General features: G+C 31.0%; 13 protein-coding genes and 2 tRNA genes. All 15 read left to right on the forward strand.

Going from position 1 to position 11,078, the window contains the following annotated elements; translation table 11 throughout:
* The first annotated feature begins 76 nt into the window (after positions 1-76).
* The 15 genes from KA873_RS09770 to KA873_RS09840 all read left to right on the forward strand — a co-directional run bounded on the left by KA873_RS09770 (position 77) and on the right by KA873_RS09840 (position 11,044).
* Positions 77-556, forward strand: a complete 480-nt coding sequence (locus KA873_RS09770; protein ID WP_107384543.1) for a PH domain-containing protein — start codon at positions 77-79, stop codon at positions 554-556.
* Complete coding sequence (locus KA873_RS09775) at positions 549-2,054, forward strand: PH domain-containing protein (RefSeq protein WP_107384542.1); 1,506 nt, start codon at positions 549-551, stop codon at positions 2,052-2,054. Before KA873_RS09770 ends, KA873_RS09775 begins: the two co-directional genes overlap by 8 nt.
* Positions 2,047-2,538 (forward strand): PH domain-containing protein, encoded by a 492-nt coding sequence (locus KA873_RS09780; RefSeq protein ID WP_107505381.1) that lies wholly within the window; start codon positions 2,047-2,049, stop codon positions 2,536-2,538. Before KA873_RS09775 ends, KA873_RS09780 begins: the two co-directional genes overlap by 8 nt.
* Before the next feature lie 35 nt (positions 2,539-2,573).
* Complete coding sequence (gene acpS, locus KA873_RS09785; RefSeq protein ID WP_107384540.1) at positions 2,574-2,924, forward strand: holo-ACP synthase; 351 nt, start codon at positions 2,574-2,576, stop codon at positions 2,922-2,924.
* 105 nt (positions 2,925-3,029) lie between these two features.
* Complete coding sequence (gene alr / locus KA873_RS09790) at positions 3,030-4,178, forward strand: alanine racemase (RefSeq protein ID WP_107386317.1); 1,149 nt, start codon at positions 3,030-3,032, stop codon at positions 4,176-4,178.
* Between the two features lie 87 nt (positions 4,179-4,265).
* Positions 4,266-4,436: a type II toxin-antitoxin system antitoxin MazE gene (mazE, locus tag KA873_RS09795; protein WP_019468009.1), complete on the forward strand. Its 171-nt coding sequence runs from the start codon at positions 4,266-4,268 to the stop codon at positions 4,434-4,436.
* Positions 4,433-4,795, forward strand: coding sequence for a type II toxin-antitoxin system PemK/MazF family toxin (locus KA873_RS09800; RefSeq protein ID WP_019468010.1), 363 nt, complete (start codon positions 4,433-4,435; stop codon positions 4,793-4,795). The genes mazE and KA873_RS09800 overlap by 4 nt, the downstream gene beginning before the upstream one ends.
* Before the next feature lie 343 nt (positions 4,796-5,138).
* On the forward strand, positions 5,139-6,140 hold the full coding sequence (locus KA873_RS09805) for a SpoIIE family protein phosphatase (RefSeq protein ID WP_210140277.1): 1,002 nt from the start codon (positions 5,139-5,141) through the stop codon (positions 6,138-6,140).
* Positions 6,141-6,208: 68 nt separating this feature from the next.
* Positions 6,209-6,535, forward strand: a complete 327-nt coding sequence (locus KA873_RS09810) for an anti-sigma factor antagonist (protein WP_019468012.1) — start codon at positions 6,209-6,211, stop codon at positions 6,533-6,535.
* 1 nt (position 6,536) lies between these two features.
* Positions 6,537-7,019 carry an anti-sigma B factor RsbW gene (rsbW, locus tag KA873_RS09815; protein ID WP_019468013.1) on the forward strand — a complete coding sequence of 161 codons (483 nt, stop codon included), beginning with the start codon at positions 6,537-6,539 and terminating at the stop codon, positions 7,017-7,019.
* Positions 6,994-7,764: an RNA polymerase sigma factor SigB gene (gene sigB / locus KA873_RS09820; RefSeq protein ID WP_107384537.1), complete on the forward strand. Its 771-nt coding sequence runs from the start codon at positions 6,994-6,996 to the stop codon at positions 7,762-7,764. The genes rsbW and sigB overlap by 26 nt, the downstream gene beginning before the upstream one ends.
* Before the next feature lie 144 nt (positions 7,765-7,908).
* Positions 7,909-10,059: a Tex family protein gene (locus KA873_RS09825; protein WP_107505346.1), complete on the forward strand. Its 2,151-nt coding sequence runs from the start codon at positions 7,909-7,911 to the stop codon at positions 10,057-10,059.
* Positions 10,052-10,504, forward strand: a complete 453-nt coding sequence (locus KA873_RS09830; protein WP_107505347.1) for a SprT family protein — start codon at positions 10,052-10,054, stop codon at positions 10,502-10,504. The genes KA873_RS09825 and KA873_RS09830 overlap by 8 nt, the downstream gene beginning before the upstream one ends.
* Positions 10,505-10,854: 350 nt before the next feature.
* Positions 10,855-10,937: transfer RNA gene (locus KA873_RS09835), tRNA-Leu, on the forward strand.
* A gap of 33 nt (positions 10,938-10,970) precedes the next feature.
* Positions 10,971-11,044: transfer RNA gene (locus KA873_RS09840), tRNA-Gly, on the forward strand.
* Positions 11,045-11,078: the final 34 nt, after the last annotated feature.

An 11,078-nucleotide genomic window follows, 5' to 3' on the forward strand; every position in this document is an offset into this window, starting at 1 on the left:
TAGTTCTAAGACTATAATGAAGCAAGCATATCGCTATGTTATAATGAATTGAAAAATTTTATTAAGGAGTGTAATTATGACTAACGACCAACAATTTAGGCGAAGCCCTAAGCAAGCAATGAGATATTATTACATACTTGAAGTTATTGAATTGATTGTTAGTTTAATATTTATGGTGGCATTAGTGTTTTTATGGAGTCATTATAATTGGTGGCATTTTTTAATTTACATATTTATTGCAATAATACTATTTGATGTTATCTATATGCTATTAAGACCTTGGTTGAAGTATAAATACACATTTTATTGTGTAAAAGACCACTATATTGAAATAAAAAAGGGATTATTTTTTAAAAAGTATGAAATTGTTAAATTTGAGCGTACACAATTTTTAAAAAGAAAAAGCAATCCATTATTAAGACAATTACATATATCAAAGCTAACTTTGATGACAGCTGGACATTCACTCGATTTCCCATTGATGTTAACAAAGGAAATTGAAGTATTTGAACATAACATTTTAGAATACTTACGAGGAGCTGATTACGATGTATAGTCCTCAAAAATTACATCCAATTTCTTATATTACTGGAATAATAGAAGCGATTAAACAAAATATTATTTTAATTATCATTTTTTTAGTTTTTAATTTACGTAACTTTGATTTTACTGATTATAAATCATATATTTATCCAGGAATTGTTACTATTATTTTTTTAATCTCGTTTGTATTACAAATATTAAAGGTTTATAACACTAGGTACTGGATTGAAAATGATCATTTTATCTTGGCTACAGGTATTTTTAGCAAAGAAAAAAAAGAGTTAAATATACGGAGAATTCAAACGCTAGATACCTCACAAGGTATTATTAATCAAATTGTTGGTGGGGTAATACTTCAAATTAAAACACCAAGTGATGGTATAGAGTTAGATACTGTATCAAAAAAGCAAAGTGATTTTATCCAGCAAACCTTAAAAGAAAAACAACAAAGCTTAACTCAAAATAGCGAAATCAGTGACACTGATAGTTCGTTTGCAGAGCAGGATACTGAAAAAGAGCAAAATATGCAGTCACCCGCTATTAATATCTATAAATTAAATTTTAAAGAACTTTTATTTATGGCTTTAACGAGTGGTGTAATTGGTGTAGCTTTTGCAACACTTTCACCAATTATGTTTGCACTTAATGACATTATACCTTGGGACAAAATTACAGATACATTTTCTGAAATCTTTCAAGCTACGTTTATGATTATTTTAATGATTGTTGTATTGGTCATTGTAGCAAGTTATATTTTTGGAACTGTCATTGAGATAATAAGAAATTTCAATTATACGGTTACGCAGCAAGGTACACAATTAAATATTCAATATGGTTTGTTTAATGTTAAAAGCATTACTGTACCCACTGACCGAGTGCAAGCAATCGTAGAACGTCAATCATTTTTAAGGAAGTTATTCGGCTATACTTCAATTCATTTCGTTATTACCAGTGACATGGACAGTCTAGATAAAGATGATGTTACACTAGGTGGTAATGTTATGATCTTGCCATTTATTAAGAGAAAAAAAGCATTTGAACTTATAAAGCAACTTATTCCAGACATGAAGTTCACTAAACCGAAACTAGGCATGCCTTGGAGAGGGTTTCATAGATATTTTTGGAGAGAGTCACTTGTATTACTTATAGGTGCAGCGATTGCTACTTATTATTGGTCTGTCTGGTCGTTTGTCATTGCAGGGTGCTTAATTTTATTAATGATTCTTCACAGCTTTATCGTTATTAAGTATTCAGGCTTAAACTTAAATCGTGATGAATTAGTTGTACGGAATGTAACCATGTTTGGCTTTAAAAGCACATACTTTAAACACAATAAATTATTAGGGATGCAAATGTCAGAAAATCCTTTTCTAATTCGTAGTAGTCTATCGAACTTTAAGTTTATAATTGCTAAAGCTGCTGGTAGCGCAGAAATAGGATTGAAATATAGTGAGGTTACTAATGTGGAGAAACTAAAGTCGTGGTATTTGAGAGGTGATTTTGATGAATGAATATAGTTATATGGATAAATCTGGTAAAACAGCAATGCGTATTAGTTCTATAATTACAGTAATCCTATTAATTTTAATTTTATCAATTGTTACAATAATTGATAAAATATGGCTACATTTCATAAGCTCTAAAGTATTGTTTTGGTTATGGACGATAAATATCACACTTGCATTAATTGTTATAATTGTTGGTGGGATTATAGCACCAATTTATAGATATAAAATATTTAGATATAAGCTAGAAAACCAAGAAATAACGGTTAGAAATGGTTTGTGGTTTGTTAATGTAGTGAACATCCCTTTGTTTCGTATTCAAAATGTAGATACACGTGAAGGTATCTTAATGCGAAAATATAATTTAGCGAGTTTAACCTTGTCTACAGCTGGTGGGAATACTGAAATAAAGTTAATTGACAAAAATAAAGCAAATGCTTTAAAGCAAGAAATAAAAAATGGTAATCATTCTATGCAACAAAGTTTATAATATAAATACTTGTCATAGAAAGTTAGGAGCAGCTAATGATATATGGTATTGGCATTGATTTAATTGAAATTGATAGAATAAAAAAACTTTACCACAGACAAGACAAATTAGTAGAACGTGTTTTGTCAAAAAATGAGCAAAATTGCTTTCACCAGTTTAAAAGCGAAGCTCGTAAAATAGAATTTTTAGCGGGAAGGTTTACCTGTAAAGAAGCTTTTAGCAAAGCGCTTGGTACCGGACTCGGAAAAAAGATTGCATTAAATGAAATTGACTGTTTTAATGATGAACTTGGTAAACCATGTATAAATTATGATGGTTTTACAGTTCATGTAAGTATTACACACACAGAACATTACGCGATGAGTCAAGTCATTATAGAAAAATAAAACTATTTTAATATAAAGATTTGGCTATCTCTATTTAATTGTTATAAACTTAACTTAATGTATGTCAAAGCGTAATTTTATTTTTTGAAATGGAGGTCTCGTTTCATGACTGATAAGTATTATAGATCCACCTATTTAAACGTAGATTTAAATGCAATTGTGGCAAATTTTCAGGTTTTTCAAAAATTACATCCAAATAAAACGGTGATACCAATCGTAAAAGCAAATGCTTATGGGCTTGGTAGTGTGAAAATAGCGCGTCATCTAATGGATCATGGGGCTGATTTTTTTGGCGTAGCAACTTTAGATGAAGCGATAGAATTAAGAATGCACGGTATAGATGCCAAAATTTTAATACTGGGAGTTATACCTACATATAATATAAATAAAGCTATACAACACCGTGTAGCCATTACTGTTCCATCAAAAGCATGGTTAGTTGAAGCATTAGAAGAAATTCCAGTAGATAACGACAAAGATTTATGGTTGCACGTAAAAATAGATACTGGTATGGGAAGATTAGGTATTAAAGATACAAATGAGTACAAAGAAGTTATTGAGCTGATTAATAATCATGAGCATTTAGTATTTGAAGGCGTGTTTACACATTTTGCATGTGCAGATGAACCTGGAGAATCGATGAATCAGCAACAAAGTTTATTTGAATCAATTGTAAAAGAAGATGAAAAACCACAATATATACATTCACAAAATTCTGCAGGTGCATTGATGAAAGATAGCCAATTCTGTAATACAGTACGGGTGGGTATATCATTATATGGTTACTATCCCTCAGGATATGTCAAAGACAGTGTGAAAATACATTTAAAACCAAGCGCACAATGGATTAGTGAAATTGTACAAACAAAAGTCTTACAACATGGAGAATCTGTAAGTTATGGCAGTATTTATACAGCAACAGAACCTACAAAAATAGGTATCATTCCCGTTGGATATGCAGATGGTTTTCCAAGAATGATGACCGGATTTTCTGTCAATGTTAATGGCAGACAATGTGAAATTATTGGAAAAGTTTGCATGGATCAAATAATTATTAAAATTCCAGAAGAAATTCAAACAGGAGATAAAGTGATATTGTTGGATCATCATTCAGACAGTCAACAATCTGTGGAAGCGCTGGCATATCAACAACATACAATCAATTATGAAGTTTTATGTCGTTTAAACAGAAGGTTACCACGTATATATTATGGTACCCAAGACCTAGAAATCCTCAATGAATTACTAAAATAGTATAGTCACTGTATTTAAAATTTGTTATTATATATCTAACAAGAAATCTCAATATATTCTATTTTAGTCACATGGAGGTCTTTATTCATGGCAAGTTTTAATCAAAACAGAAATCATAGTATTGAACAACTTTTAAAAGAAGGCTATTCTCAAATGGCTGACTTGAATCTCTCCCTTGCGGCGGAAGCATTTCCATTTGAATGTGAAGCTTGCGATTGCAATGAAGTCTACATTATATCTAAGAATAACAATGAATGATGAGAAGAGGAGACGTTTATTTAGCTGATTTGTCACCAGTACAGGGTTCTGAACAAGGGGGAATAAGACCCGTAGTCATTATACAAAATGATACTGGTAACAAGTATAGTCCTACCGTAATTGTAGCTGCAATTACAGGTAGGATTAATAAGGCTAAAATACCCACACATGTAGAAATAGAAAAAAGCAAGTATAAACTCGACAAAGATTCTGTTATATTGTTAGAGCAAATACGGACTTTAGATAAAAATAGATTAAAAGAAAAGCTGACATATTTATCTGAAGAAAAAATGCAAGAAGTTAATAATGCTATAGATATTAGTCTAGGTTTACATAATATTAGAAATCATAGAACATAATTTTTAAAAGCGAGCGTAATAAAATAACGAATGATAGACATCAATTCCTTATACATGCAACAAACACTTAATCGCAAGATAATTTGAAATAGAACAGAGAAAACATATCATGTGTTTGTAATCAAATATTTTTGAATAGGATGTTTAAGTTGAAAAGCTTTAGGTTATCCTAAAGCTTTTTTCGATATCAACGTAAATCATATATTTAAAAATATTTTGTTTTGCTAGAAATAAAAACTGTATTGCTTGTTTAATCATTTAATACACATACATATAACAGAATATATTCATGTTAAAACCGATGTATGCGATTTATATTTGCATTTTGAGGAGGAAATACTGAGTGAAAGAGTTCAAAAATCAATATAAAGCGCTAATTGACGAAAGTCTACACACAGTAAATGAGACAGATTTATTAAAAAAGTGTGAATGCTTTACTGAAGAAGTGAAAAGAAAAGACTTACTACCTGAAGACATCGTTGAAATTCATAAAAATTATGTTCAAGTCTTAGAGTTAGATAATGAACAAATTACTCAAACATTCAATGTGCTTAAAGAGGTAGTAAAAGGATTTGGCTATAATTATAGAGATTATCAAGATCTTGTAAATCGATTACAATATCATGATAAAGAAATCGACTTAGCATCTCGTTTACAACAAACTATGCTTAAGACTGATATTCCTCAATTTGATAGTATACAAATCGGTGTAATTTCTGTAGCGGCGCAAAAGGTGAGCGGTGATTACTTTAATTTAATAGATCATAAAGATGGTACAATGAGCTTTGCGGTAGCAGATGTTATAGGTAAAGGTATACCTGCTGCTTTAGCTATGAGTATGATCAAATTTGGTATGGATTCATATGGACATTCACAATTGCCAAGCGATGGGCTTAAAAGATTGAATCGCGTAGTAGAAAAAAATGTGAATCAAAATATGTTCGTAACGATGTTTTATGGATTATATGAAGAGTTAAATCACTTGTTATATTGTAGTTCTGCCGGCCATGAACCGGGGTATATTTATAGAGCTGAAACTGAAACATTCGAAGAAATTAAAGTGAGAGGTCGTGTTTTAGGTGTCAGCCAACAAACAAGATACAATCAGCAAGAAATACCAGTTCATTTAGATGACTTAGTCATCATTTTTACAGATGGTGTCACTGAAGTTAGAAATGAAGCAGGCGACTTTTTAGATAAAAGTTATCTACTCGACATGATAAAAAAGTATAAACATATGCATCCACAAGATATCGTTCAACTTTTATATGAGGCAATTTTAAAAATACAGAATCCAGAAAAAAGAGATGATTTAACAATATTGATTATAAAAAGAGTGAATTAGAGAAGATTAATGATTAAAATAAAAGGGTATAACGGTTATTAATGAGACTATGCTTAGGAGTGTAATTTATGAATCTAAATATTGAAACAATATCACATGATACACATTATGAAGTCAAAGTTGGCGGAGAATTAGATGTTTATACTGTTCCAGAACTTGAAGAGGTACTCGTGCCGATGAGACAAGAGGGAACGCATGACATATATGTAAATTTGGAAAATGTAAGTTATATGGATTCAACTGGTTTAGGGCTATTTGTAGGAACATTAAAAGCTTTAAATCAAAATGATAAAGAATTATATATATTAGGTGCTTCAGATCGAATAAGTCGACTATTTGATATCACAGGTTTAAAAGATTTGATGCATGTTAATGAAGGAACGGAGGTCGAATAACATGCAACTTAAACAAGATTATATAGAAATGCGTTTACCAGCATCAGCAGAGTATGTAAGCTTAATACGTTTGACATTATCAGGTGTATTTTCTCGTGCTGGAGCTTCATATGACGATATAGAAGATGCCAAAATAGCAGTGAGTGAAGCAGTAACAAATGCAGTAAAACATGCATATAAAAACGATGCTACAGATATAGGTATGATTAACCTTTGTTTTGAAATTTTCGATGATAAAATTAAAATAGTTATTTCCGATCAAGGTGAAAGTTTTGATTATGAAGAAACTAAAGCAAAATTAGGACCATACAAAGATAATGAAAATATAGATTTCCTTAGAGAAGGAGGTCTTGGTTTATTTTTAATTGAATCTTTAATGGATGAAGTTACAGTAGATAAAAACTCTGGTGTAACCATTAGTATGATTAAGTATATAAAAAAAGAGCAGGTGCGAAATAATGGCGAGAGAGTCGAAATCAGTTAATGACGTATCACCTGAACAAATCAACCAGTGGATAATGGAGCATCAAAATAATGAGAATACAGATGCACAAGATAAACTTGTTAAACATTATAAAAAGTTGATTGAATCATTGGCATATAAATATTCAAAAGGTCAATCTCATCACGAAGATCTCGTTCAGGTTGGTATGGTTGGTTTAATTGGCGCAATTAACCGATTCGACCTATCTTTTGATAGAAAGTTCGAAGCTTTTTTAGTACCAACTGTAATTGGTGAGATTAAGCGTTATCTACGTGATAAAACGTGGAGTGTGCACGTTCCAAGACGAATTAAAGAAATCGGACCCCGTATTAAGAAAGTTACTGATGAGTTAACAAATGAGTTAGAGCGTTCACCTTCTATTGCTGAAATTGCTGATAGGTTAGAAGTCAATGAAGAAGATGTGCTCGAAGCTATGGAAATGGGGCAAAGTTACAATGCTTTAAGTGTAGACCATTCCATAGAAGCGGATAAAGATGGCTCGACTGTTACACTATTAGATATTATGGGGCAACAAGATGATAATTATGATTTAACAGAAAAGCGTATGATATTAGAAAAAATACTTCCAATTTTGTCTGAGCGTGAAAGAGAAATTATACAGTGCACATTTATTGAAGGTTTGAGTCAAAAAGAAACAGGTGAAAGAATAGGTTTAAGTCAAATGCATGTATCTCGTTTACAACGAACGGCTATAAAAAAACTGCAAGAAGCAGCAAATCAATAAAATACATGCTAAAAGCAGAATTCATTTAATGAATTCTGCTTTTTTATACTTCGTTTACTTTTATAAAAAGAATCAATATTACGTAATATGTTAGAATATATTAGTAATAGTAATTAATTTTTTTATTTATGAGTGGAGGATACTATGGATAGTAATTTAATACAATCTATAAAAGAAAAATATAAATTTTCAAGTAAACAAATAAATGCAGTATTAACTTTGCTTGAAGAAAAAAATACGGTACCATTTATTGCGCGTTATCGTAAAGAACAGACTGGCGGTTTGGATGAAGTAGAAATAAAGCAAATTAATGATGAGTACCAATATATGGTCAATCTTCAAAAAAGAAAAGAAGAAGTTATACATAATATTGAAGAACAAGGTCTATTGACTACAGAATTAAAAACTGACATTTTAAAGCAAACTAAGCTACAAAGAGTTGAAGATTTATATAGACCTTATAAACAGAAAAAGAAAACAAGAGCTACGGAAGCTAAGAGAAAAGGTTTAGAACCTCTTGCAAAATGGCTTAAAAGCTCTAGTTTAGACATGACAATAGAAGAAAAAGCAACACAATTTTTAAATGAAGAAATAGAAAATGTAGAACAAGCAATACAAGGTGCACAAGACATTATCGCTGAAAAAATTTCAGATGAACCAAAATATAGAACTAAAATTCTTAAAGATACTTTCCAACACGGGAAAATCGTTACACAAAAGAAAAAGAATGCTGAAGATGAACAAGAAATTTTTTCAATGTATTACGATTATTCAGAACCAATAAAGAAAATTGCTAACCATAGAACATTAGCAATCAATCGTGGAGAAAAAGAAAAAATATTAACCGTCAAAGTAGAAATGGATATTCAGGGAATTGAAAATTTTATTCGTAAGTATGAAGTAATATATCATCACGATGGTTCGAATATCATTGAAAATGCGATTTCTGATAGTTTAAAACGATTAATTATGCCTTCGATCGAAAGGGAAATTAGAGGGGATTTAACGGAAAAAGCTGAAAATCATGCTATTGATGTATTTAGTGAGAATTTAAGAAATCTTTTATTACAACCACCAATGAAAGGTAAACAAATTCTAGGAGTGGATCCTGCTTTTAGAACAGGCTGTAAATTGGCTGTAATAAATCCTTTTGGAACTTTTATTGCTAAGGGAGTTATATATCCCCATCCACCAGTAAATAAAAAAGAAGACGCGGAAAAAACATTTGTTCAATTTGTAAATAATTATGACGTTGATTTAATTGCTATTGGCAATGGTACTGCTAGTAGAGAAACAGAACAATTTGTAGCTTCAATGATTCAGAAACATAAATTAAAAACACAATTTATTATTGTTAACGAAGCTGGAGCTTCCGTTTATTCAGCTTCAGAAGTCGCTCGTTCAGAGTTCCCAGATTTTCAAGTAGAAGAACGTAGTGCTGTTTCGATTGGAAGAAGAGTGCAAGATCCATTAAGTGAACTTGTGAAAATCGACCCAAAATCAATTGGAGTTGGTCAATATCAACATGATGTTAATCAAAAAGCATTGGAAGGCGCGTTAACGTTTGTTGTTGAAACAGCTGTTAACCAAGTGGGGGTAGATGTAAATACGGCTTCACGTTCATTACTGCAATATGTCTCTGGTTTGTCTTCTACTATAGCTCAAAACATAATTTTATATCGTGAAGAAAATGGACCTATTAAACATAATAAGGATATTGCCAAAGTTAAAAGATTAGGTGCTAAAACATTTGAACAAAGTATTGGTTTTCTAAGAATTATAAATGGCAATGAACCTTTAGATAATACATCAATTCATCCAGAAAGCTACCACGCAACCTATCAATTGTTAAATGAAATCGGTTTTGGTGCAGAAGATTTAGGAAATGATGATTTGAAAGCGGCATTAAATCATGTGGATTTGACTAACATGGCTGCAAAACTAAACATTGGAAAACCAACGCTTGAAGATATTATCAAATCATTAATTGCACCTAATAGAGATCCTCGTGATGAATTTGAGACACCAATTTTAAAATCAGATGTCTTATCAATAGAAGATTTATCAAAAGATATGAAATTAAGTGGTACTGTAAGAAATGTCGTTGACTTTGGAGCATTTGTGGATATAGGTGTTAAACAAGATGGACTTGTACACATTTCAAAATTATCTAAGAAATTTGTTAAAAATCCTATGGATGTTGTCAGCGTTGGAGATATTGTCGATGTTTGGATATTAGACATCGATGACAAGAAAGGGAAAGTTTCATTAACTATGATTGATCCTCATGGATAATGAAAAGCTACAAAAATTGACAGAGTATATTTCTATCACAGTTTTTGAAAGGCCTTTTAAACATAGCGCTTATTTTAATAAACGACTTAGAACAACAGGCGGCCGTTATATACTAAACACACACAATATAGAAATAAATAAAAAACAATATGATGCTTTTGGAGAAAATGCCGTTATTGATATTATTAAACATGAATTATGTCATTACCATCTTCATATTCAAGGAAAGGGATATAAGCATAGAGATAAAGATTTCAAGGTGTTAAGTGCACAGACAGGTTCTCCGAGATTTTGTTCAGCAATTGAAAGTTATGAAGATAGGGTTAGATACATCTATAAATGTTCAAACTGTGGTGCGAAATATACTAGAATAAGAAAAGTAAATATAAATAAGATGTTTTGTGGACGTTGTAAAGGTAAACTGATAGAAAAAAAACGTGTTTAAAATCGTGAATTTAATTAAAAAGAGAGTTGATACTTTTCAACTCTCTTTTTAATATGAATCACTTATCATTTGATATTTTTAAATGAAAGTAACCAAATTTATATGAACATTGTGTATTTAAGTGGACAAAACACCTTAAAATGAATATTTACTCTAATTTATTATTTGCATGTGTTGACGTTGTATAATTTATGTTATATGATATTAAACGTTGCGAAAATAATATGAAATTAAATGAAGGAGTTATTAAGTTTGTTAAAGAAATTTTAAAAACTTATTGACAAAACATTCCAAACATATTACAATGAAATACGTTAACTTGATAAACGAAAGTTTTTAGCGTCAACCGAGCGGCCGTGGCGGAATGGCAGACGCGCTAGGTTGAGGGCCTAGTGGGATTTATCCCGTGGAGGTTCAAGTCCTCTCGGCCGCATCAAAATACTTTACATATCATTTATAAAAATATGCGGGTGTAGTTTAATGGCAAAACCTCAGCCTTCCAAGCTGATGTTGTGGGTTCGATTCCCATCACCCGCTCCATTGAGAAATTTTAAAATGAACATTGAAAACTGAA

It is taken from the genome of Staphylococcus sp. GDY8P45P (assembly GCF_017892745.1).
Taxonomy (GTDB): Bacteria; Bacillota; Bacilli; order Staphylococcales; family Staphylococcaceae; genus Staphylococcus; species Staphylococcus cohnii.

Excerpts from the sequence above, each read along its gene's own strand:
- KA873_RS09770 (WP_107384543.1), top strand. The coding sequence starts at position 77 with ATGACTAACGACCAACAATTTAGGCGAAGCCCTAAGCAAGCAATGAGA.
- KA873_RS09800 (WP_019468010.1), top strand. The coding sequence starts at position 4,433 with ATGATGAGAAGAGGAGACGTTTATTTAGCTGATTTGTCACCAGTACAG.
- KA873_RS09775 (WP_107384542.1), top strand. The coding sequence starts at position 549 with ATGTATAGTCCTCAAAAATTACATCCAATTTCTTATATTACTGGAATA.
- KA873_RS09780 (WP_107505381.1), top strand. The coding sequence starts at position 2,047 with ATGAATGAATATAGTTATATGGATAAATCTGGTAAAACAGCAATGCGT.
- sigB (WP_107384537.1), top strand. The coding sequence starts at position 6,994 with ATGGCGAGAGAGTCGAAATCAGTTAATGACGTATCACCTGAACAAATC.
- mazE (WP_019468009.1), top strand. The coding sequence starts at position 4,266 with ATGGCAAGTTTTAATCAAAACAGAAATCATAGTATTGAACAACTTTTA.
- alr (WP_107386317.1), top strand. The coding sequence starts at position 3,030 with ATGACTGATAAGTATTATAGATCCACCTATTTAAACGTAGATTTAAAT.
- rsbW (WP_019468013.1), top strand. The coding sequence starts at position 6,537 with ATGCAACTTAAACAAGATTATATAGAAATGCGTTTACCAGCATCAGCA.
- acpS (WP_107384540.1), top strand. The coding sequence starts at position 2,574 with ATGATATATGGTATTGGCATTGATTTAATTGAAATTGATAGAATAAAA.
- KA873_RS09830 (WP_107505347.1), top strand. The coding sequence starts at position 10,052 with ATGGATAATGAAAAGCTACAAAAATTGACAGAGTATATTTCTATCACA.
- KA873_RS09810 (WP_019468012.1), top strand. The coding sequence starts at position 6,209 with ATGAATCTAAATATTGAAACAATATCACATGATACACATTATGAAGTC.
- KA873_RS09825 (WP_107505346.1), top strand. The coding sequence starts at position 7,909 with ATGGATAGTAATTTAATACAATCTATAAAAGAAAAATATAAATTTTCA.